This is a genomic window from Thiocapsa sp., from assembly GCF_022340925.1.
Lineage (GTDB): Bacteria > Pseudomonadota > Gammaproteobacteria > Chromatiales > Chromatiaceae > Thiocapsa.
In genome coordinates this window covers 1-22,108 of sequence record NZ_JAJDNA010000048.1, presented here as the reverse complement: position 1 = coordinate 22,108, position 22,108 = coordinate 1, and the positions used below count along the sequence as shown (strand labels likewise).

The 22,108-nt window shown below is 64.3% G+C and carries 19 protein-coding genes and 4 tRNA genes; 15 read left to right on the top strand and 8 right to left on the bottom strand.

Going from position 1 to position 22,108, the window contains the following annotated elements:
• Positions 1-92 precede the first annotated feature (92 nt).
• Entirely contained in the window at positions 93-1,208 is a 1,116-nt protein-coding gene (mltB, locus tag LJE61_RS06480) for a lytic murein transglycosylase B (protein WP_296913434.1), read from the top strand.
• Positions 1,209-1,359: 151 nt separating this feature from the next.
• Here the strand turns inward: mltB and LJE61_RS06475 are convergent, their stop codons facing one another.
• Positions 1,360-1,776 (bottom strand): secondary thiamine-phosphate synthase enzyme YjbQ, encoded by a 417-nt coding sequence (locus LJE61_RS06475; protein ID WP_296913438.1) that lies wholly within the window; start codon positions 1,774-1,776, stop codon positions 1,360-1,362.
• Positions 1,777-2,034: 258 nt separating this feature from the next.
• Here LJE61_RS06475 and recG point away from each other — a divergent pair, with 258 nt between their 5' ends.
• Both recG and ubiA read left to right on the top strand, forming a co-directional pair.
• Positions 2,035-4,143: an ATP-dependent DNA helicase RecG gene (gene recG / locus LJE61_RS06470; protein ID WP_296913483.1), complete on the top strand. Its 2,109-nt coding sequence runs from the start codon at positions 2,035-2,037 to the stop codon at positions 4,141-4,143.
• A gap of 73 nt (positions 4,144-4,216) precedes the next feature.
• Positions 4,217-5,128: a 4-hydroxybenzoate octaprenyltransferase gene (gene ubiA, locus LJE61_RS06465; protein WP_296913441.1), complete on the top strand. Its 912-nt coding sequence runs from the start codon at positions 4,217-4,219 to the stop codon at positions 5,126-5,128.
• A gap of 94 nt (positions 5,129-5,222) precedes the next feature.
• Here the strand turns inward: ubiA and LJE61_RS06460 are convergent, their stop codons facing one another.
• From LJE61_RS06460 to LJE61_RS06450, 3 genes are read right to left on the bottom strand one after another with little or no spacing between them, the layout of a single operon-like run.
• Positions 5,223-5,762 (bottom strand): hypothetical protein, encoded by a 540-nt coding sequence (locus tag LJE61_RS06460; protein ID WP_296913443.1) that lies wholly within the window; start codon positions 5,760-5,762, stop codon positions 5,223-5,225.
• A 21-nt stretch (positions 5,763-5,783) separates the two neighbouring features.
• Positions 5,784-6,578 (bottom strand): molybdopterin-synthase adenylyltransferase MoeB, encoded by a 795-nt coding sequence (locus LJE61_RS06455; protein WP_296913445.1) that lies wholly within the window; start codon positions 6,576-6,578, stop codon positions 5,784-5,786.
• A 6-nt stretch (positions 6,579-6,584) separates the two neighbouring features.
• Positions 6,585-6,995, bottom strand: a complete 411-nt coding sequence (locus tag LJE61_RS06450) for a hypothetical protein (RefSeq protein WP_296913448.1) — start codon at positions 6,993-6,995, stop codon at positions 6,585-6,587.
• Between the two features lie 218 nt (positions 6,996-7,213).
• Between LJE61_RS06450 and LJE61_RS06445 the strand changes: the two genes are divergently transcribed.
• The gene (locus tag LJE61_RS06445; protein WP_296913452.1) at positions 7,214-8,044 is read left to right on the top strand and encodes a lysophospholipid acyltransferase family protein; all 831 of its coding nucleotides are present in this window, start codon (positions 7,214-7,216) and stop codon (positions 8,042-8,044) included.
• A 279-nt stretch (positions 8,045-8,323) separates the two neighbouring features.
• On the opposite strand, the gene prmC is transcribed toward LJE61_RS06445, so the two are convergent.
• The 3 genes from prmC to hemA are packed head-to-tail and all read right to left on the bottom strand — an operon-like array spanning position 8,324 to position 11,575.
• Complete coding sequence (gene prmC / locus LJE61_RS06440; RefSeq protein ID WP_296913455.1) at positions 8,324-9,232, bottom strand: peptide chain release factor N(5)-glutamine methyltransferase; 909 nt, start codon at positions 9,230-9,232, stop codon at positions 8,324-8,326.
• Entirely contained in the window at positions 9,225-10,304 is a 1,080-nt protein-coding gene (prfA, locus tag LJE61_RS06435; protein WP_296913459.1) for a peptide chain release factor 1, read from the bottom strand. Before prfA ends, prmC begins: the two co-directional genes overlap by 8 nt.
• Complete coding sequence (gene hemA / locus LJE61_RS06430; RefSeq protein WP_296913462.1) at positions 10,301-11,575, bottom strand: glutamyl-tRNA reductase; 1,275 nt, start codon at positions 11,573-11,575, stop codon at positions 10,301-10,303. The genes prfA and hemA overlap by 4 nt, the downstream gene beginning before the upstream one ends.
• A gap of 379 nt (positions 11,576-11,954) precedes the next feature.
• Between hemA and LJE61_RS06425 the strand changes: the two genes are divergently transcribed.
• From LJE61_RS06425 to LJE61_RS06395, 7 genes are all read left to right on the top strand, one after another.
• Positions 11,955-13,649: a tetratricopeptide repeat protein gene (locus LJE61_RS06425; protein WP_296913465.1), complete on the top strand. Its 1,695-nt coding sequence runs from the start codon at positions 11,955-11,957 to the stop codon at positions 13,647-13,649.
• Positions 13,646-14,584 (top strand): 4-(cytidine 5'-diphospho)-2-C-methyl-D-erythritol kinase, encoded by a 939-nt coding sequence (gene ispE / locus LJE61_RS06420; protein ID WP_296913468.1) that lies wholly within the window; start codon positions 13,646-13,648, stop codon positions 14,582-14,584. The genes LJE61_RS06425 and ispE overlap by 4 nt, the downstream gene beginning before the upstream one ends.
• Positions 14,575-14,649: transfer RNA gene (locus LJE61_RS06415), tRNA-Gln, on the top strand. Before ispE ends, LJE61_RS06415 begins: the two co-directional genes overlap by 10 nt.
• A 40-nt stretch (positions 14,650-14,689) precedes the next feature.
• Positions 14,690-15,643 carry a ribose-phosphate diphosphokinase gene (locus LJE61_RS06410; protein ID WP_296913471.1) on the top strand — a complete coding sequence of 318 codons (954 nt, stop codon included), beginning with the start codon at positions 14,690-14,692 and terminating at the stop codon, positions 15,641-15,643.
• A gap of 76 nt (positions 15,644-15,719) precedes the next feature.
• Positions 15,720-16,328, top strand: a complete 609-nt coding sequence (locus LJE61_RS06405; RefSeq protein WP_296913474.1) for a 50S ribosomal protein L25/general stress protein Ctc — start codon at positions 15,720-15,722, stop codon at positions 16,326-16,328.
• Between the two features lie 189 nt (positions 16,329-16,517).
• Complete coding sequence (pth, locus tag LJE61_RS06400; protein ID WP_296913477.1) at positions 16,518-17,114, top strand: aminoacyl-tRNA hydrolase; 597 nt, start codon at positions 16,518-16,520, stop codon at positions 17,112-17,114.
• 483 nt (positions 17,115-17,597) lie between these two features.
• Complete coding sequence (locus tag LJE61_RS06395; RefSeq protein ID WP_296917803.1) at positions 17,598-19,079, top strand: OmpP1/FadL family transporter; 1,482 nt, start codon at positions 17,598-17,600, stop codon at positions 19,077-19,079.
• 246 nt (positions 19,080-19,325) lie between these two features.
• On the opposite strand, the gene LJE61_RS06390 is transcribed toward LJE61_RS06395, so the two are convergent.
• Positions 19,326-20,663, bottom strand: coding sequence for a UDP-glucose dehydrogenase family protein (locus LJE61_RS06390; RefSeq protein ID WP_296917800.1), 1,338 nt, complete (start codon positions 20,661-20,663; stop codon positions 19,326-19,328).
• Positions 20,664-21,096: 433 nt separating this feature from the next.
• Here LJE61_RS06390 and LJE61_RS06385 point away from each other — a divergent pair.
• The 4 genes from LJE61_RS06385 to LJE61_RS06370 all read left to right on the top strand — a co-directional run.
• A tRNA-Tyr gene (locus tag LJE61_RS06385) sits at positions 21,097-21,181 on the top strand.
• Positions 21,182-21,470: 289 nt separating this feature from the next.
• Positions 21,471-21,544, top strand: a tRNA-Gly gene (locus tag LJE61_RS06380).
• A gap of 24 nt (positions 21,545-21,568) precedes the next feature.
• Positions 21,569-21,644 (top strand) — tRNA-Thr (locus tag LJE61_RS06375).
• A gap of 74 nt (positions 21,645-21,718) precedes the next feature.
• On the top strand, positions 21,719-22,108 hold a 390-nt coding region (locus tag LJE61_RS06370; protein WP_296914861.1), incomplete at its 3' end, for a GTP-binding protein.

Here is a 22,108-nt window from a genome sequence, read left to right as displayed (position 1 = left end):
TTCGTCGCTTGAATTGCTATATTGAAAAACTGCTTTACTATACGAGGGAGTCGATTTCTCTCACCGGTTGCCCTATGCGTATCGCTGCCTCGATGAGTGCACTGCTTTCCCTGGTCCTGATCACGGGCTGCGGGTCCAAGGCGCCCAGGCCCGACCATCTCGCGGAAGGCTCGCGTTACGCGGCGATTCCGGCGGCCGCATCCCGCACGGCGAGGCCGAGCGGCGATTTCGCGGCCTATCCCCACGTCGATCCCTTTATCCGTCGGATGCAACAGAAGCATGGCTTCAGTCCTTACGCGGTCGCGGCGGTGCTGTCGGGTGCCAAACGCGAGCAGTGGATCATCGACTTGATGGATCGTCAGGCCCCGCGCACCAGTACCGGGCCGAACGGGGCCTGGATCCGCTATCGAGGCAAGTTTCTGACCGAAGACAACATCGCCAATGGAGCCCGGTTCTGGGACCGCCATGAGGCGGTGCTCAATCGCGCGGCGGCACGCTATGGTGTTCCGCCCGAGTACATCGTCGCCATCATCGGTGTCGAGACCCGCTATGGCGGCTATGTGGGCAAGACCCGGATCATCGACGCCTTGGCGACCCTGGCCTTCAGCTATCCGCGTCGCGCGGAGTATTTTACCGGCGAGCTGGAGTCCTTTCTGGTCATGACCCGCGACGAGGGAATCGATCCCTTTCGGCCTCTGGGTTCCTATGCCGGTGCCATGGGGCTTGGGCAGTTCATGCCCTCGAGCTTCCGAGACTACGCGGTGGACTTCGACGACGATGGACACCGGGACCTCTGGAACCCCGCGGACGCCATCGGAAGCGTCGCCAACTATTTCAGAGCGCACGGCTGGCGACCCGGCGAGCCGGTCGCAGTCCCATCACAGGTTCAGGCCGGCTTCAGTGCCGGGATGATGAAGACGGGCTTCGATACCCGCTATGGCTTGAACGAGCTGGCGGGTCGGGGCATTACCCCGGCCGGCTCGCTGGGCAGGGTCTCCAACGCCAGCCTGCTCGAGTTGGATGTGGGCAGCGGTTACGAGTATTGGTTGGGTCTACCCAACTTCTACACGATCACCCGCTACAACCATAGTACCTACTATGCGATGGCGGTTCATCAGCTCGCGCGGGCGATCAAGGGGCGCAAAGGGGGCTCAGGTGCGATGCGTCTGTCGTATCGGCCAGACGCCTTGCCGGAGGAACGCCTCTAGGCGCCTGTGCATATGCCATCCTGGCAAGCGGGCAGCTTGCGACCCGAGGGGAGCGTTTCCCGGTTCGGCGCATTGTTATGGGCTGTTGACGATCATCGTTCGCGGTCTGACGGTGGGCCTTCCCCAGCGGCGAGCTGACCTGCGGCGGATGTCACTCGCCATGCATGGTCAACGTGATCCGGCGCTCGAGTCCCCGGGTGCGGTGCTCGTAGAGATAGAGTCCTTGCCAGGTGCCGAGCGCGCAGGTGCCTCCACGGATCGGCAGCGTCAGCTCGACCTGGGTCAGGATCGCCCGGATGTGGGCGGGCATGTCGTCCGGTCCTTCGTCGGCATGCTCGAAGAGACGATCCCCGTCCGGGATCAGGCGGCTCATGAAGGCCTCCAGATCGCGCCGAACCCTGGGGTCGGCGTTCTCGCAGAGGATCAGCGAGGCGCTGGTGTGCTGGACGAAGAGGTGACAGAGCCCGATTCGGATCCCGGATTCGCGGACCGCCTGCTGAACAGCGCGGGTCATGTCGTAGGTGCCCCGGCCTCGGGTTGTGAATGAGAGGGACTCTTGAGCGATCATGTCACCCCGGAGGATCCAAATGGTCCAAGACTGTGTCTTCCGGGGATTATTCGCGATTGGCCTGCTCGATGCACGAACCATTCGGTCTCGTTTGCGGGAGACGCTCACCATCTCGCGCGGGCGATCTCGTCGCTTCTTGCCTGACTCGCGCAGTCGAAGTCCCTCTCTCGATACTGGATCAACACCGCGGGCATGGGAACCACCGGCGCCCGGGCAATCGACCATTCCGTGTTGACGCAGACGACCTCGGTGGCTCCGATGGATCCCTACAGCGCTGCTGCATTCCCAACCCCATCGCTCGCCGACCTCCCGGTTGAGCGGCTCGACCGGGTCGGTCCGCGGGTGGCCGAGCGGCTGCGGAGACTGGGGATCGCGAGCGTTCAGGACCTCCTCTTTCATCTGCCGCACCGCTATCAGGACCGCACGCATCTGGTACCGATCGCTGAGCTTCGGCCGGGTGACGAGACCCTGGTGCAGGGCGAGATCAGCGCTGTCGAGCTGGCCAACGGACCGCGTCGCTCATACAAGGTCTGGCTCGCGGACCGGTCCGGTGGCGGTCTGTTGTTGCGCTTTTTCCATTACTCCCGGCAGCAGCTTCAGACCCTCCGGCCGGGGACGCGGCTGCGCTGCTATGGTGAGGTGAGACGGGGGCCGGCTTCGCTCGAGATGGTGCATCCCGAGTACCGGCTTCAGACCCAGGATGTTGATCCGATCGAGCAGCGGCTGACGCCACTGTATCCCTCGACCGAGGGCTTGCAACAGGCCTCCTGGCGAGGTTTGACGGACCAGGCCCTGGCACTCCTCGACCAGCATGCGCCGACCGAATGCCTACCCGAGGAGGTGTTGCGACCCCTGGCTCTGCCGACGCTCACCGAGGCGCTGCGCTACGTGCACCGCCCGCCGGCCGAGGCCGACCCCAGCCACCTGGTCGGGCGCAGCCATCCGGCCTTCCTGCGCCTGTCATTCGAGGAGCTGGTTGCGCATCAAGTCAGTCTGCGCCGCCTGCGCGGCGCCCGGCGGGCGACCGCGGCACCGAAGCTGGAAGGGGACGGCAGGTTGCGTCGGCGACTTCTCGAGGCCCTGTCTTTTCGACTGACGAGGGCGCAGGAGCGCGTCGTGGCCGAGATCGCGGCCGACCTGCGGAGCGACCGACCGATGCAGCGGCTGTTACAGGGCGACGTGGGGGCGGGCAAGACCCTGGTCGCGGCACTGGCGGCCCTCCAGGCGATCGAATCCGGCCGTCAAGTTGCGCTAATGGCGCCGACCGAGCTCCTGTCCGAGCAACACCGGCGGGGGTTTGCCGCGTGGCTCGCGCCGCTTGGCATCGACCCGACCTGGTTGGTCGGACGGCACAAGGGACGCGAGCGTGCCGGTTTGCTTGAGACCATCGCGAGCGGTCATGCGAAGCTGGTGATGGGGACGCATGCGCTCTTTCAGGACGACGTGGTCTTTCGGGATCTCGGCCTGGTGATCATCGATGAGCAGCACCGTTTCGGTGTCCATCAACGCATGCGGTTGCGCGCCAAGGGCAGCCGTGCAGGCGGCGCCCCGCATCAGTTGATCATGACAGCGACGCCCATACCGCGGTCGCTCGCCATGACCCTGTATGCCGATCTCGATCTGTCCGTGATCGATGAGCTGCCGCCTGGACGCGCACCCATCATCACGGTGGCGGTCCCGGATAACCGGCGCGATGAGGTCATCGAGCGGGTTCGGCGGGCCTGCGAGCAGGGGCGTCAAGCCTATTGGGTCTGCACCCTGATCGAGGAGTCCGAGGCGTTGGAGTGTCAGGCGGCGGAGGCGACGGCACATGAGCTGAGAGACACCCTGCCGGGCGTTCGTCTCGGGCTGGTGCACGGTCGCATCAAGGGGGCTGATCGTGAGTCCGTCATGGCCGCGTTTGCGAGCGCTGAGCTGGATCTCTTAGTCGCGACCACCGTCGTCGAGGTTGGCGTGGACGTCCCAAACGCGAGCCTGATGATCATCGAGAACCCGGAGCGCCTCGGTTTGGCTCAGCTGCATCAGCTGCGCGGTCGGGTCGGGCGCGGGGTTGTGCAGAGTCATTGTGTTCTGCTCTTCCGACCCCCCTTGTCTGCGGCCGCGCGAGAGCGCCTTGGTATCATCCGCGAAGCAGAGAGTGGCTTCGAGATCGCCGAGCGTGATCTCGCAATGCGGGGCGCCGGAGAGTTGCTGGGCACCCGGCAAACCGGTGCCGTGCAATTTCGGATCGCGGACCCGCTCCGTGACCGGCATCTGGTTGTGGCCGCCCAGCGGGCGGCGGACCTGATTCTGGCTCGGTATCCCGAGCTGGCCTCGCCCTTGACCGCGCGCTGGTCAAGTCCGCGCGAGGAATATGCCTGCGTCTGATTGGATCGAAGTCTGTGCGATAATCGCCTGGCATTGTCCATCTTTCACATTGGACCGGGTCACGATTGGCGAGATGAGCTTCCCCGAGGTCAAGAGCGGCAGCCGGCGTCTGCCTTCCTGGCGTGAGCGCCTGCTCGGGTACCTGCTGCTGGTGCGCCTTCACCGACCGATCGGGATCTTCCTCTTGATGTGGCCCGCGCTCTGGGCGCTCTGGTTGGCCGGAGAGGGTCAACCGCCCTGGTACATTGTGCTGGTGTTTGTCCTCGGCGTGGTGCTGATGCGCTCGGCCGGATGTGCAATCAACGACTTCGCGGATCGTGATTTCGATGGCCATGTGGCCCGGACCCGCCAGCGGCCGTTGGCGACGGGAGCCGTTTCGCCCGAAGAGGCGGTTGCGATCTTCGTGGTCCTCAGCCTCCTTGCCTTCGGCCTCGTGCTGTTTCTGAACTGGCAGACGGTCGCCCTTTCCGTGGTTGCAGCGCTGCTGACCATCATCTATCCGTTCATGAAGCGGTTCACCCATGTACCCCAGTTGTTCCTGGGGGCCGCCTTCGGTTGGGCGATTCCCATGGCCTTCACCGCGGTGACCGGCAAAATCCCCGCCTATGCCTGGCTGCTGTTCGTCTCAACGCTGATCTGGGCGCTGATCTACGACACCCAGTACGCGATGGTTGATCGAGAGGATGACCTCAAGATCGGGATCAAATCGACCGCCATCCTCTTCGGCGACCTGGATCGGATGGTGATCGGGCTGTTGCAGGTGCTGATGCTGGGACTCCTTGTCTGGCTCGGCCTCCTGGCCGGTCGCGGCCTGTGGTTCTTCGCGGGCTTGGTGATTGCCGCTGTCCTTGCGCTCTACCAGCAGTCGCTGATTCATCGGCGGGAGCCCGCATCCTGCTTCAAGGCGTTCCTGAACAACAACTACTTTGGGATGGCGATCTTCGTCGGGCTGGTGCTGGACTATGCCCTCGCCGATGTCGTCTGACCCCGATCGGATGCGTCCACTCGGCTGATCGGGGACGGGTATTTCCGCGTCCGATGCGGGAAACGCCGCCGCCCGAGGATCCTTGTCACCGATCTCAGCCCGTTGGATGGCCTGCCTGCGCTTCCTCCTCGATGACCTTGGCCGCCGGGTTCGGGAAGCGCTCGACGACCCAGCTCGGGAGCTTCGCCTGATTCGCGTGATAGAGGGCATCGGATTCGATGATGACCAGCACCAAGATCGTGACCATCACCGGCAGGATCCCGGCGCCGATAGCGAGCGCCCACACCGCCTCTTTCATCATCCCACCGTAGGTGTATCCGACCCAGGCGAGCAGCAATGCGGACAGGAGCAGGCTGAGCATCCCTAGGAAGACACGGCTGCGCCTCGCGCAGACCTGCCAGTGACACATGACGTACCAGGGATCGATTGCAACGGCGCGTCTGGCGCGCCACAGCGTGAACCCGAGAATGCCGAAAGAGATGGCCGGGATGAACACCATGACCCAGGGGAAGCTGCCGGCAAGGCCGCCCAACGCGACAGCCAGCAGGATGTGGTTGGCGATCAGATTGGTCAGAAAGAGCTCGTGTGGAACCTTGGCCTTCTTGATCTGGTCCGGACTGATGTCGAAACGCATGAGGCGGGGTGTCCTGTCTTGTTAGCGCGACGGGGGGGGGCTGGCCCGCTGGCCTACGTTGTCTGTCCGGCGATCCTGGACGGCGCAGATCGGGCAGTTTGGATCGGCGGGCAACCGCAGGGCGCGCCACTGCATCAGAGATGCGTCAAGGAGCAAGAGTCGGCCAAACAAGGGCTGACCGAGTCCGGCCAGGATCTTGATTGCCTCGGTCGCCTGGATACTGCCGATAATGCCGGCGACTGGCGCGAGAATCCCGCTGGTTGAGCAGGCCTCATCCACGCCTCCGTCAGCAGGGTACAGACACTGGTAGCAGGGTCCACCGGGCTGGCCCGAAAAGGCTGCCACCTGCCCCTCCAGGCGAATGGCCGCCCCGCTGACCAGCGGGACACCCGCATCGACACAGGCCGCGTTGACGGCAAAGCGGGTGGCGAAGTTGTCACTGCAGTCGAGGACCAGGTCGACCTTGGCGACCACATCGGGCAGCGTCTCCGCAGTCAGGCTGCGTTTGATGCCGATCAGCTCGACCTCAGGGTTGAGCGCCTCAAGTGCGACCCTGGCCGAGTCCACCTTCGGTCTGCCGATGTGCGCAGACGTATGCATGATCTGGCGCTGCAGGTTAGAGAGATCCACGGCGTCAAAATCCGCGAGCACCAGCCGACCGAGACCGGCCGCCGCCAGATACATTGCGGCGGGTGAGCCGAGTCCGCCGAGTCCGACCACGAGGACACTGGAGGCTCCGAGCCGCGCCTGGCCCTGAGCGCCGAGCTCGGGAAGAAGGATGTGGCGACTGTAGCGCAGGCTTTGCTGCTCGATCATTCAGAGCTAGAGATAGCGCCGCCAATGCTCCGGCCGCCGGTCGCGGCAGCCGTGCTCGATGAGCTCATAGCGTTTTGCGAATACCTTCCTGGTGCAGTTGCTGTCGCCGTGCGGACAGCCGCAGTTCGCGCGCAGTGTCTCCTCCGTGTAGTAGTAGAGGGCGCGTCTGACGCGGTACATCAGGCGGTTGTCGAGATGCAGGCCCAATTCGGTGAGGGCCTCCTCGATCTCTTGAAGCGTGGTTCCAAGCACGTCGTAGCTGACCCTGAGAAGGGTTGGGGCAGCCGCCTCGGTCTTGAGAATGCCGTCGACATCTCTCAGGAACCGGGCCGCGGTCTGGGCTTGATTCGCGTCAGGATGGATCTCCTGGAAGGCGATCTCGCGATGCTTGATGCGGTCGGCGTCTGAGATGTCCATGGTATCCTTATGCTAATCGCGGCATGGGAATTCTCAAAGCGGAATCCCGCCTACCTGCTGGCATTGATCTTGCAGTCCGGGTTGCATGCCGCGGCCGAGAGGCGGGGTTCCTGGCAGGCGGTTGATCAGAAGCGAGCCTCGCGGTCCCGCCCGCCCGATCCGCGCCCGGTGGCCCAGCTCGATGGCAGAGCGAATCAATAGCGACGATCGCCAACGGCATGAACGAGGAACAGCTTTCCGATAAGGGCATCGCGTCCGAGCGTGAAGCCAGATCCCCGTGGCCCGGTTCGTTCGGCCGGGATGGCGCTGAGCGTTCGGCCGGCACAGGTGTTCGTCTGCGCAGCGTGGCCTTCTTCGTGCTCTATCACCTGATGGGGATTCTGCATAGCCTGCTCAGTCTTGCGTTGGCCCCCTTTCAGACATTCGAGCAGCGTTATCGGTTCGTCAATCTGTGGACCCGAGCGGCCATCTGGCTGCTGAGACGACTCAACGGCGTCGAGATTCAGGTCAGCGGCCTGGAGAAGATCCCACGCGGCGAGGCGTTCGTGGTCCTGTCCAACCACCAGAGCCAGTGGGAGACCTTCTATCTTCAATTGCTCGTCACCCCTCAGGCGACCGTGCTCAAGCGCGAGCTCCTGTGGGTGCCTTTTTTCGGTTGGGCACTTGCCCTGCTTCGGCCGATTGCGATCAACCGAGGGCAACCGGGTCAGGCATTGAAGACGATCTTACGGGTGGGTCAGGAGCGTCTCGATCAGGGGGTCAGCGTGGTGATCTATCCGGAGGGAACCCGTCAACCGCCTGGGCAGGTCGGGCGGTTCAACGCGGGGGGCGCGATGTTGGCATGCCGTTCCGGGAGGCGGGTCCTGCCGATTGCGCACAATGCAGGCGAATGTTGGCCGGCGCGCTCGATTTGGCGCTATCCGGGAACCATCCGGCTGGTCGTGGGCGACCCCCTTTCGTGTGAAGGGAACACCGCCAAGGGTCTCACGGAGGACGTCGAACACTGGATTCGGACCAGGGTATCCGAGCTGCGATCGTCGTCCGGGTGAGGCAGGTTGCCCCAGCCCCCGACCATCGGGATCCCATCCCCGCGCGGGGCCGCCTGATCGAATCGACCGGGGGTTCGAGGCTCACTGGCGAACGCGGGCTTGGCCCTCGACGGCCGCCTTGTCTGAACCGCTCGTGCTTAGGGAAGCGCTGCAGTATTCAGCGCTTCCCGGCAGGGGCAGGAAGCCCCGCCTGATTTTCGGCCAGGACGGCCAGCAAATCAGCATCTTCCTTGGGAGAGCATGCACACGGGGATCGCCATGTCGACGATCTGGTCGCGCTCAAGCATGCGCCCAGGTCACGCGGTCATGACCGGCAAAGTCAGCGCGGGTACGAGGGCTCCGGAGCCCTGCAGCGGTGAGGAGTCGACGTACATCAGCGCCTTGCGCGTGCCCGTGCTCGAGGAGCAGCCAGCCGCCCGGCCGCAGGCAACGGAATGCCTCCGATGCGATGGCACGACAGGCGCCGAGACCATCGCCGTCGGGGCTCAGGGCGCCGCGCGGCTCGAATCGGAGGTCGCCGCGGGTGAGATGCGGGTCGCTTGCGGCGATGTAGGGGGGATTGCTCAATACGGCATCCAGGCTCCCGGCCGCAAAGGCCCTCAGCCAGTGCGCCTGAACCACCACCACTCGGCTCAGCTGGAGCCGCGCGAGATTTTCGCGGGCGATCCGCAACGCCCCCTCCGATCGGTCGGTCGCGAAGAGGGTCCAGTCGGGCCGCTCGGTCGCCAGGGCGGCGGCGATTGCGCCGCAGCCGGTGCCGAGATCGGCGACCAGCAGTCGTCTTTGCGCTGCCAGCAGCTCGAGCGCGGTTTCCACCAGCAACTCGGTCTCGGGGCGCGGGATCAGGGTGTCGGGTGTGACCTTGAGGTCCAGACTCCAGAATGCCTGTCGACCGCGAATGTACGCAATCGGCTCGCCGATCAGGCGGCGGGCCATGAGCTCGCGAAAGACCCCGAGCGCCTCCGGCCCGAGGCGATGCTCGGGCCAGGCGACCAGGTGCGTCCGCGGCCAGCCGGTCGCCTGGCTGAGCAGCAGCTCCGCCTCCAAGCGGGGTGAGCCGTCGGGGATCAGGGCGAGGGCGGCAGCGGCTTCGCGCAGGATTTGATCGATGCGCGGGCCGGACTCATGCGGACCCGCGGCCGATGGCCGGCTTGGCGTCCGAGAGTCCGGGGGGGGCGGGTCATCCATTCAGCATCGCGGTGAGCTGCTCCGCCTCATACTCCTGCAAGAGCGGGTCGATGACCTGGTCGAGCTGGCCGGTCATGATCTCGTCGAGCTTGTACAGGGTCAGATTGATGCGATGGTCCGTGAGGCGGTTCTGCGGGAAGTTATAGGTTCGGATGCGCTCGGATCGATCGCCGCTGCCCACCTGGAGCCGACGCGATCGAGACTGCTCGGACGCCTGGGTCTCGCGGGCCTGGGACAAGAGTCTCGCCTGGAGCAGTGCCATGGCGCGTGCGCGATTCTTGTGTTGGGAACGTTCCTCCTGGCACTCGACGACGATTCCGGAAGGTAGGTGGGTGATGCGGATCGCCGAATCGGTCTTATTGACGTGCTGGCCGCCTGCGCCCGATGAGCGATAGGTATCGATCCGCAGCTCGCTCGGATTGATCGCGACGGAATCGATGGTGTCGGCCTCCGGCAGCACGGCGACCGTGCAAGCAGACGTGTGCACACGCCCTTGAGACTCGGTCTCGGGCACGCGCTGGACGCGGTGTGCGCCGGGCTCGAACTTGAGCCGCGAGAAGACACCTTGGCCGATGATGCGCACGACGACCTCTTTGTAGCCGCCGAGCTCGCCGGGACTCTCGGCGATCTGCTCCACCTGCCACTTCATGATCTCGGCGTAGCGCAGATACATCCGCAAGAGGTCGCCGGCGAACAGCGCCGCCTCGGCGCCGCCGGTACCGGCCCGCACCTCGAGAAAGACATTGCGCTGGTCGTCCGGGTCGGGAGGGACGAGCAACCGGTAGACCTCCGGCTCCAGCTCGCTGCGCCGGTCGCTTGCCCGAGCCATCTCTTCGCGCGCGAGTGCCTCCATCTCCGGATCGGTGAGCATCTCCTCGGCCGCGGCGAGATCGCGCTCGGCGTCGCGGTACCGGTCATAGCAAGCCATAAGTGGCTCGAGCTGGGCATACTCGCGACCGAGGTCGCGAAACCGATTCTGGTCGGCCTGGGTCTCGGATTCCGCCAACAGGGCCGTGACCTCGCTGAAGCGCTCGGAGATGCGCTCCAGCTTCCGGCGGATCGACGGGTTCATGGGGCCGAGTCGGGGCGGCTCTGAGCGAGTTGGAAGAGCTCGTTGGCTGCCACCAGGATGTCGGCCTCACCTTCCCGGGCCGCTTGCCGCAAGCGCGAGCTGGGTGCGTGCAGCAGTTTGTTGGTGAGGGTGTGCGCGAGGTAATTGATGACCTCGGCGGCGGGCTTGCCGGCATCGAGCTGGCGGTGTGCGCGCGCGAGGACATCGTCGCGAAGCTCCTCGGCACGTTGGCGATAGTCCTGGATGAGACCGGCGGCATCCAGCGACCTAAGCCAGGCCATGAACTCGTCGGCGTGGAAGGCGATGATGTCCTCCGCCTGAGCGGCTGCGGCCTGTCGTGAGCGGAGCCCCTCGTCGATGACGCCCTGCAGGTCGTCGATCGTGTAGAGATAGACGTCGTTGAGCTCGCCGACCTCGGGTTCGATGTCGCGCGGCACGGCGATGTCCACCATGAACATGGGGCGGTGCTTGCGTTTCTTCAGTGCGCGCTCGACCGTCCCTTTGCCGAGGACCGGTAAGGGACTCGCGGTGGAGGCGATGACGATGTCGCCCTCGGCGAGGTGATTGCCGATCTCGGTGAGCGCGATCGCGAATCCATCGAACTGAGCCGCGAGCTCGTGGGCCCGTTCCACCGTCCGGTTGGCGACGATGATGCGGGCGATTCCGGCCCGGTGGAGATGCCGGGCGGCCAACTCGACCGTCTCTCCCGCCCCGATGAGAAGCGCCGTCTGTTGGGACAGATCGCTGAAGATCTGGCGAGCGAGGTTGACCGCAGCGAAGGCCACTGAGACCGGGCTGCTGCCGATCGCCGTCTCGGTGCGGACCGTCTTGGCCACCGAGAAGGCGTGCTGGAAGAGGCGCCCGAGCAGCTTTCCGGTAGCAGTGCAGCTGCTGGCGGTCTGATAGGCGGTCTTGACCTGACCGAGGATCTGCGGCTCGCCCAGGACCATGGAGTCCAGTCCGCTGCAGACTCGGAGCAGATGTGTGACGGCGTCGCGACCGGCATGGGCATAGAGGAAGGGACCGACCCTCTCGTGCTCCACACCATGAAAGCGGCTGAGCCAGTGCCGCACGACGTCTTCGGAGCAGTCCTGGAGCGCACTATAGATCTCGGTGCGGTTGCAGGTGGAGAGCACGACCCCCTCGGCGACGCCATTGCAGTTGGTCAGATCGCGCAGCGCTCCAGCCATGATGTCGGGGCCGAAGGCCAATCGCTCGCGGACATCGACCGGCGCCGTCTTGTGATTGAGTCCGAGGACAAGCAGCTTCATAGTTGGACCTGTCTCATGATGATCGCCCGGATTGTCCGACTTTCGCCAGTCGGTGAAAACCCGCCGCTTGCGAGCTTGCCGGTCGCCGAGCGCGTCAGCGCTCGCTCAGGGCCGGTGACCTCGCGATCGGCGAGAGAGTGGCGGACCACCAATGCTAGCAGCTTTGGGCTGACAGGCGGATCGGCCGATCGGCGTGACCCGCTCGGAGGTTGATTTAGCGCAGGCTTCACGCGCGTTCCGCGTCGGCGCAGCAGCCGTTACCGAATGACGGAACCGCTTCGTTATACTGGGTTCTCAGGATCAGGATTGTCAGTCGATGGTCGCTCGCCGAATCACACCAATGCCACGCTCATTCTCTCGCTTACTCGCCGGCGCGTTGATGCTCCCGCTATCGCTCTTCGATCTCGGTGTCCTCGCCCAGACCGCGCCGCCGCGCGCGCCATCGGTCTCGGCCCACGCCGTCGAGCCGGGTGGTCTGGATGCCGATCAGGTCTATGCAGTGCTGGTGGCAGAGATCGCCGCCCGCCGCGGGGATATGGACGCCGCGTTCGACCATTACCTGAAGGCGGCCGAGCTGACCCAGGACGCGCGGATGGCGGAGCTGGCCGTCCGAGCCGCGATCAATGGCGACAACACCGCGGCGACGGAGCAGGGCGTGCGTCTCTGGCTGGAGCTCGACCCCGAGTCGGCCGCCGCGCACCAGGTTGGCGCCTTTGCGCGGATCCAGGCGTCGGATCAGGAAGGGGCGCTCCTGCATTTGATGCGGCTTGTCGAGCTCTCGTCCGACGATCCGGATTCGGCGTTCGCGCATGCGGCTGCCATCGTCTCGCGGGCGCCGACCGCGGAAACCCGTCTCGAGCTGATGCAGGCGCTGGTCGACCAGTTCCCCGACAATGCCCATGCCCTGCAATCGCTCGCGATGGTGGCGGCGAGTGTATCTCAGCTCGCCATTGCGGATTCGGCCGCGCGCCGTGCCATCGAGCTGCGCCCGGACTGGAACAAGCCGCGACTGTTCTTGGTCAGGCTTCTGCTGACCGAGGAGAAAAGAGGCGAGGCGAGGTCCCTGCTTGAGGAATATTTGGATCAGACCCCGGACGACCAGGCGCTGCGGATGCTGTATGGGCAATTCCTCGTCGAAGAGCAGGAATTTTCCGGCGCCCGCGAGGTGTTCGAGCGCCTTCTCCGGAACCGCCCGAAAGAACCGGACGTCTTGTTTGCGGTCGGTGTCCTCTCCCTGCAGCTCGAGGATCTGGATGGGGCGCGGATCTACTTCACCCGTCTGTACGAGACCGGCGAGCGCCGAGATGAAGCGTCCTTCTATCTCGGCCAGGCGGAGGAGCGCGCCGGGAACACGCAGGCCGCCCTCGAGTGGTATACGAAGGTGGAAGGCTCTAACGCCATGGATGCGCAGATCCGGGTGGCGCTCCTCCGAGCGAGGGCCGGCGAGGTCAAGCGTGCCCGCGACATGCTCCAGCGGCTGCGTGATCAAGCCCCCGAGAACGCCGTCGTTCTCTACTTGGTCGAGGCCGAAATCCTCGAGGAGGTTGGGCGCGCAGGCGAAGCGATGGCGGTCTTCGGCGCAGCCTTGAGCGCCTATCCCGATGACGAAAATCTCCTGTATGCCCGGGCGCTCTCGGCCGTCAAGCTTGATCAGATCCACATGGCGGAAGCGGACTTCCGCCGCATCATCGAGATCGATCCGGAGCACGCCGATGCCTTGAACGCGCTCGGGTATACGCTGGCGGATCGCACCGATCGATACGAGGAGGCGAAGGCTCATATCGAGAAGGCCTATTCTCTCAAACCCGGCGAGCCGGCGATCCTCGATAGCATGGGTTGGATCAACTACCGGCTCGGCAATCATGAGGTGGCGCTCGGCTACCTCAGACGCGCGCTGGAGCTTCTGAATGACGGAGAGATCGCGGCCCATCTCGGCGAGGTCCTGTGGGCGATGGGGCGCCGCGCAGAGGCGTGGCAGGTGTGGGAAGCGGCTTTGCAGGAGCATCGTGAGCATGACTATCTGAACGAGGTGATCGGCCGTCACCGGGCCTCTGAGAGCGGACTGACGCCATGACGCCGTCCTGCTCTGCCGATCGATCGGTTGCGCCGATCGAGGAGGGCGACGGCTGGCCCGCTCCTGCTAAGCTCAACCTGATGCTGCGGATCGTGGGGCGCCGCCCGGATGGCTATCATGAGCTGCAAACGGTCTTCCAATTCATCGATCGTTGCGACCGTCTCTGGTTTGACGTGCGCGCCGACGGACTGATCAACCGCCTCAACGACGTCCCCGGGGTGGTGGCAGGCGAGGACCTCACGGTCCGCGCCGCGCGGGCCCTGCAGGAGGCCACAGGCTGCCGCCTCGGGGCGGACATCCGTTGCGAGAAGATCCTTCCCATCGGCGGCGGGCTGGGGGGAGGGAGCTCCGATGCGGCCACGACACTGGTCGCGTTGAATCGACTTTGGGGGACGGGTCTGGACGAGGATGCCCTCGCCGGTTTGGCGCTGCCCCTCGGGGCAGATGTCCCCGTCTTCGTCCGCGGGCACGCCGCCTGGGCCGAAGGTGTGGGAGAGCGCCTCACCCCGGTCGTATTGCCGCTGCAGTGGTATCTCGTGTTGACCCCTCCCTGCTCGGTGTCCACCAGAGACGTGTTCGCAGACCCTGAGTTGACACGAGACTCGCTCCCGGTCACACTTGCGGACTTTGTCGAAGGTGTTGTGGCAAACGACTGCCTCCCGGTCGTGCGACGACAGTACGCCCCGGTCGCAGCCGCTTTGGACTGGCTTTCCGGTTGGGGTGGGGGTCGCCTCTCCGGCACCGGTGCTTGCGTGTTTGCAGTGTTCGACGATCGCGCCGAGGCGCTCGTTGCGCTGGAGCAGTGTCCGACTGAGATGCACGCCTTCGTCGCCCAAGGGTTGAATCGGTCGCCGCTCCTCGAGCAGCTGGATCGAGCCCCGGTGACGGCGGAGCGACCCGAAACTGGTGGGGCATCACTGTTATTTGGGGCGTAGCCAAGCGGTAAGGCACCGGGTTTTGATCCCGGCATCCCCAGGTTCGAATCCTGGCGCCCCAGCCAAAGCCCGATGATTCGCCAGCCTGAAGCCAGGAATGCACCAGTGCCCGCCAGCCACTTGATGGTCTTTTCCGGGAATGCCAACCCGGACCTGTCGGTCGAGATTGCCGGTTATCTCAGCATCCCGCTCGGTAAGGCCGTCGTCGGCCAATTCAGCGACGGCGAGGTGATGGCCGAGATCCAGGAGAATGTGCGAGGGCGCGACGTGTTCGTTGTCCAGCCGACCTGCGCGCCCACCAACGATAACCTGATGGAGCTCCTGGTGATGATCGACGCCTTGCGCTGGGCGTCGGCAAAGCGCATCACCGCCGTCATTCCCTACTTCGGGTATGCCAGGCAGGACCGTCGCCCACGGTCGGCGCGTGTCCCGATTACCGCACGGCTCGTTGCCAAGATGATCGGCCAGTCCGGGGCCGACCGGGTACTGACGGTGGATCTACATGCTGATCAGATCCAGGGTTTTTTCGATATACCCGTCGACAATGTGTACGCCTCGCCGATCTTGCTCGGTGACGTCTGGCGTAACAAATATGATGCCCTGATGGTGGTCTCACCGGACGTGGGCGGGGTGGTCCGTGCCCGAGCGCTGGCCAAGCGACTCGATGATGCTGATCTGGCGATCATCGACAAGCGGCGTCCGCGCGCCAACGAGGCCAAGGTGATGAACATCATCGGCGACGTGCGCGGCCGTTCTTGCGTCATCATCGACGATCTTGTCGATACCGCAGGAACCCTGTCTCGCGCCGCGGGAGCCTTGAAAGAGGCCGGTGCGTCCAGAGTGGTGGCTTATTGCACTCATCCGGTGCTGTCGGGTCCCGCCGTCGAGAACATCGCGGGCTCGATGCTGGACGAGTTGGTGGTGACCAACACGATCCCGCTCCGTCCGGAGGCCCGGGCCTGCGCCAAGATCAGGCAATTGAGCATCGGTGAGCTGCTCGCCGAGACCATGCGGCGGGTGTCGAACGAGGAGTCGGTGAGCTCGTTGTTCGTCGACTGACCTGCGCCGTCGTCTTGCCGGGGTCCTGGTCGCGGGTCCCCGGCGGGTACCAATGTTTGCCAACCGGAGAACGCCAATGAGCGGAAGTTTCGAGGTCTTTGCGCAGCCCCGCGCAGTCGCAGGAACGGGTGCGAGCCGCCGCTTGCGTCGCGAGGGGCGTGTGCCCGCCATCGTTTATGGCGGACATCGGGAGCCCGAGAAGGTCTCGGTCGCCCACAACGACCTGCTCAAGCACTTGGAGCACGAGTCATTCTACTCGCATGTGCTCGATCTCAAGATCGGAGACAGCTCGGTCAAGGTGGTGTTGAAAGACCTCCAGCGCCATCCCGCAAAGCCGTTCATCCAGCATGTGGACTTCCTGAGGATCACCCAAGACGAGAAGCTCCGCCTGACCGTGCCGTTGCATTTCATCAACGAAGAGCGGTGCAGGGGCCTCAAGATGGGCGGGCAGGTCTCGCACGCCATCACGGAGGTGGAGATCACCTGCCTGCCCAAGGATCTGCCCGAGTTCATCGGTATCGATATGAGCGAGTTGGAGGTCGGCCAGATCCTCCACCTGTCCGAGATCCAGATGCCGGAAGGCGTGACGCTCGCCCACACACCGGATCCGGACGAGCCGGTCGTGATCATCTACGGACCCCGTGGAGCCGAGGAGGAGACCCCGGCAGACGATACGGAGACCTGACACACCCGGCGAGCCGTCTGCGCCGATGATGGCGCGGTCGGGCTCGCCGACCGCTTCGTCGTTTCCAGGCCAGCCTGCCGAGGTCAGGGGACGCGGGCAGCTGTCCTGGAGACCGCATTCGGTGGGGCTCCCGACCCGACAGCCTGTGCGGCCGTCGCCTGCCGGTCACGGCTCGAGAATGGCATCGTCATGACAGGTCAAGGCATCCGTTTGCTCGTCGGTCTCGGCAACCCTGGCGAGCAGTACGAGGCGACCCGGCACAACGTCGGGTTCTGGTTCGTCGATCGCATCGCGACCTCCTACCGCGAGCCTTTCCGGGCGGAACCCAAGTTTCACGGCCACCTCTGCCGCATCCGCCTCCTCGGCTCGGATCTGCGTATGCTCAAGCCGAGCACCTATATGAACCGCAGCGGTCAATCGATCGCGGCAGTTGCCCGTTACTTCGCGATTCCGCCTGAGCAGATCCTCATTGCGCATGATGAGCTGGATCTTGCGGTGGGTCAGGTCCGCCTGAAGCAGGGAGGGGGGCATGCGGGACACAACGGTCTGCGCGATACGATCGGTGCCCTCGCCAGTCGGGACTTCTGGCGCTTGCGGATCGGGATCGCTCACCCCGGCGATCGGACCCTGGTCACCGGCTATGTCCTGAGCCGCCCGTCTCGTGCGGACGCCGAGCAGATCGGCAGGGCACTCGTGGACGCCGAGGGCGTTCTGGACGAGCTCGTCGGCGGCCGGTTCCAGCTGGCCATGAACCGCCTCCACTCGGCGCGGCGGGATCAATGCTGACAAAGGACGGGCTGTTGCGCGGTCATTCGGCGTCTTCCGCATCACGAGGAGGTGCGGATCTTTCGCCGGGGTGGCCGGATACGTGATCGCCTCCCAAGCTCGTTGCCAATTGGCTCGGCGGCCGTTCTGGGAGTGCCGGTCGGTTTCCAGGGTTTGCGGGCTGTCGATCGAGCCGGCGCATCTGCAGCGAACGGGCACGCTGCTACCGATTGGCCGTCGAGGTGTCGAGTCGTCCTCCCCTTGACCGCTCCACCGGACAGGCGGCTTCGCGGCCCCGGCACCCTGCCTCTTGCCCGCCTTCTGTTGCCATCAAGCAACGTTTGACAAAACGCAATTCCTGGTCGACTATTGTTGCTAAAGCCGTCAGCGACGGGGCCTTGGCTGAGCATCCTTACCCCTTCGTGTGACGAGCGGCGCCTTCACCGCAGTCAAAGTGACAACGAGCCGTTTGATCGGCGCAACACGTAGGAGGATCGCTCGCTCATGAACGTGAAAATGAAGTGGCAGCTGACGGCCGCGCTGGTGACCTGTGCGTCCCTGCCAACACTGGCAATCGCGACCAACGGATACTTCTCACATGGGTGGGGCACCAAGTCCAAGGCGATGGCCGGTGTGGCGACCGCGCTTCCGCAGGATACCCTGGTCTCTGCCACCAACCCGGCCGGCATGGCGTTTATCGGCAACAGCTTCGATGTCGGCGTCGCGTTTTTCAGTCCCTCGCCCCGTGGCTACCGAGCCAACAACGACTTTGCGACACAGCAGGTCCAGCTACCGAGCGGGAGCATCACCCTGCCGGCTGGGACCTTCGTGACCCCGGGCGAATATGAGAGCGATCTCGATTGGTTCCTGATCCCGAGCTTTGGTTTCAACTACGAGCTCGATGAGCGGAGCACGATCGGTGTGAGTCTCTTCGGCAACGGGGGGATGAACACGAAGTACAAGGACCGACCGCCCTTTGAGAACTTTGCGGTTTTCCCGAATCAGCGTGTCGGCCCGTACCCCGATGGCAGTGTCGGCCCTTATTTCGATTTCTCCTCCGGGCAGCCCGTTCCGGTGACGGCTGACGTCCCCGGAACCGTGAATGGCAATCCGAACGGGATCTTCACCGCCACCACGCCCACCGGCATCAATCTCGAGCAGCTCTTCATCGAGATTCCCTACACCTACAAGCTCGGCGACGGCAAGCAATCGGTTGGTATCGCCCCCGTGTTTGCTATTCAGCGTTTCGAGGCCGAGGGGCTGGAGCCCTTCAGACAACTGTCGGTCGAGCCGGAGTCGGTCTCCAATAACGGCACGGATTGGAGCTATGGCGCAGGCCTGCACTTCGGATGGTACGGCGAGCTCAACGATCAGCTCGCGTTGGGTGCCTCCTATCGCACCACGGTCTGGATGTCCAAGTTCGATGACTATGCCGGACTCTTCGCCGATGGGGGGTCATTCGATATCCCGGCCATGTTCAATCTGGGCGTGGCCTACAAGCCGCAGCCCAACCTGACAGTGGCGTTGGACTACCAGCACATCTTCTACGATGAAAGCCATTCGATCTCGAACTCGAACGACGCCGACCTCTCGCAATGTCAGGCCGCCGGACCCAAACCCGCGTTTTGTCTCGGTGCGGAGAGCGGCGTGGGTTTCGGGTGGGAGAGCATGGATGTCGTCAAGCTGGGGCTGCGATACGCTCCGATGGAGCGGCTGAGTCTGCTGGGCGGTGTCAGCTATAACACCGACTTCCTCAAGACGGATCGCCAGAGTCTGTTCAACGTCCTCGCGCCGGCGACGGTGCGCTGGCATCTGACGCTGGGTGCCGCCTACCAGGCGACTCAGACGGACGAGTTCGCCATCTCCTTTGCGTATATGCCCAAGGAGACATACGACGGCACAAGTCCGTCTCTGACGCAGACCCAGACCGGCAGTCTCTTCATGGAGCAGTATGAGATCGGGGTGAGCTGGAGTCACCGGTTCTGATGATGGTGTGCGGGCCGGGACAGGGGCAGCCCCCGTCCGCCCCGAGTTGACCAACGGGTGCGCCAAGGAGACGCAGATTGATTGGCCATCCTGCCAAGAATCAGCACGGAAAGCGACAACGGCGTCTCCGCTCTCCTTCGTTTACAGCGGCTTGGGCCGCTGTGAATGGCGAGCCTTCCTGTCCCGCGCGGGAAGCGCTGACGATTTCAGCGCTTCCCTAAGCGCACCCTCCCGAACCATCCGAGATCAAGTCGGCGTTAGCGGCAGACGTCCGATGGAGACATAGGTGAGCCCCGCCGCACTGGCGAGACGGCCGTCGAGGATGTTTCGGCCGTCGAACAGGACCGGCGTCCTCAGCTTGCTCTTCAGCGCGGCGAAGCTGGGACTGCGAAACTGCGACCACTCGGTCATGACGGCGAGCGCATCGGCGCCGTCGAGTGCGGACTCCGCATCGTCAGCCAGGAACAGGTCGGCGCGCTCGCCATAGATCCGCCGGGTCTCGGGAATGGCGACCGGATCGAATGCCCGCACCTTCGCGCCGGCCTTCCAAAGCGATTCCATCAAGACCCGGCTCGATGCCTCGCGCATGTCGTCGGTGTTGGGTTTGAACGACAGACCCCACAGGGCGATCGTGCGACCCGCGAGATCTCCACCGAAATAGTCGCTGATCTTTTTGAAGAGCAGATCCTTCTGCCGGAAATTGACGGCTTCCACGGCGTGCAGCAGCTGCGGGTCGTAGCCCAGGCTCCTCGCCGTCCGCTCCAAGGCCCGCACGTCCTTCGGGAAACAGGAGCCGCCGTAGCCGCAACCCGGGTAGATGAATTGATAGCCGATGCGCGGGTCCGAGCCGATGCCGACACGGACCTTCTCGATGTCTGCGCCGACCGCCTCCGCGATGTTGGACAGCTCGTTCATGAAGCTGATCTTGGTCGCCAACATGGCGTTGGCGGCGTACTTCGTGAGCTCGGCCGAACGGATGTCCATCAGCATCAAGCGGTCGTGATTGCGATTGAAGGGCGCGTAGAGGGCGCGCAACAGCTCACCCGTGCGAGGATTGTCCGTGCCGACGATGATGCGGTCCGGCCGCATGAAGTCTTCGATCGCGGCGCCCTCCTTCAGAAACTCGGGATTGGAGACCACATCGAGCTCCACGCTGATCCCGCGTGCCGCCTGGGCCTCCCTGACCGCGACGGCAACCTTGTCCGCCGTGCCGACGGGAACCGTCGACTTATTCACGACGATCCGGTAGGTATCCATATGTTGACCAATGCTCCGTGCCACAGCCAGGACATACTGGAGGTCGGCCGAGCCGTCTTCATCCGGCGGTGTGCCGACCGCGATGAACTGGAAGAGCCCATGTCGCACGCCTTCCTCGGCATCGGTCGAAAAGCTCAGCCTCCCGGCTTCGCGGTTGTGCTTGACCATCTCCTCGAGTCCGGGCTCGTAGATGGGTACGCCACCGCCGTTGAGGAGCGCGATCTTTTCGGGATCGACATCAATGCAGAGTACCCGGTTGCCGACCTCCGCCAGGCAGACGCCTGTGACGAGTCCAACATAGCCGCTGCCAAAAACCGTAACGTCCATTGAGAATCTCCAAACGTGTCTGAGAGCACGGCTTTATAATGAGCCGTATGTCCTCAACAAGGTCGCCGCGGCCAAAACCGCATGCGGAGGATCGGCGGAGGCCAAATTATATACCGAGGGTACGTCGATGTTTTACGCATTCGCCGGGCTCATTGCTCGGGACGCACCGAAGAGCTCAGCCCTTTCGGTGGTCCACGGAGGTCCCTTCCTATTCAGTCGTCGAGGCGGCCACCTCGCTGCTATGCGCGGAGTACCGAGCCGCGGTGTCCCATATGTCACGTCCCCGACCGATCTCCTTTCCGGGCGGATCGGCTGTCGTTGCGCCGCCGACAGCGGTGGGTTATTCCAGGTCCCCGCTGGCGGGGTTCCGCCCCGTCGGCTCGGAAGCCGCTTGACGTGTGCGATGGCGCCTCCTATACTGCAGCGCTCTTTTGGAGGGGTTCCCGAGCGGTCAAAGGGATCAGACTGTAAATCTGACGGCTCAGCCTTCGGAGGTTCGAATCCTCCCCCCTCCACCACGTCGTGGGCGCCCGGAGTGTCGGCGAGCCGGTCAGGCGGTTTCGTCGCCGAGGTGATCGCTCACCGCGTCGGGCAGCACTGTGACAGAAGGTCTCCGCCGGGGCGGTCCTGGCGGACGTTAGGGGTGTGCAACCGGTCTAGCCGGGCAGACGGCTTGTGGAGTGCGGCCTCCACTTGACCGGTTTCGCTCGCTCGCGTGCATTGGCGAATTGGGTCGCAGCTCTGGTCGCGGGCCCGCCCGCTGATGTGCGCGCTTGCGCCGGGGGCTCGGCCGAGTGAGGATCCTCTGCGGGTGTAGTTCAATGGTAGAACCTCAGCCTTCCAAGCTGATGGTGTGGGTTCGATTCCCATCACCCGCTCCATTGAGTTGAGTGTCGTTTGCGACCGCCCATGTAGCTCAGTTGGTAGAGCACACCCTTGGTAAGGGTGAGGTCACCGGTTCGACTCCGGTCATGGGCTCCACTCTCGAGACGATCGGTGATCGTCGCGTCGCGCCCAGCGCGGCTTGTCGATTTGAACCATGTGGGGAGCCGTCGATGTCCAAAGAGAAATTCCAGCGCAGCAAGCCGCACGTCAACGTGGGGACGATTGGTCACGTGGACCATGGGAAGACGACGTTGACGGCGGCGATCACGATGCACCAGGCGAAGAAGTTTGGTGGTGAGGCGCGCGCCTACGATCAGATTGACAATGCGCCGGAGGAGCGTGAGCGTGGGATCACGATTGCCACGGCGCATGTGGAGTACGAGACGGAGAAGCGGCATTACGCGCACGTGGACTGTCCAGGGCATGCTGATTATGTGAAGAACATGATCACGGGGGCGGCGCAGATGGACGGGGCGATCCTGGTGGTGTCGGCGGCGGACGGGCCGATGCCGCAGACGCGTGAGCACATTCTGCTCTCGCGCCAGGTGGGTGTGCCCTAC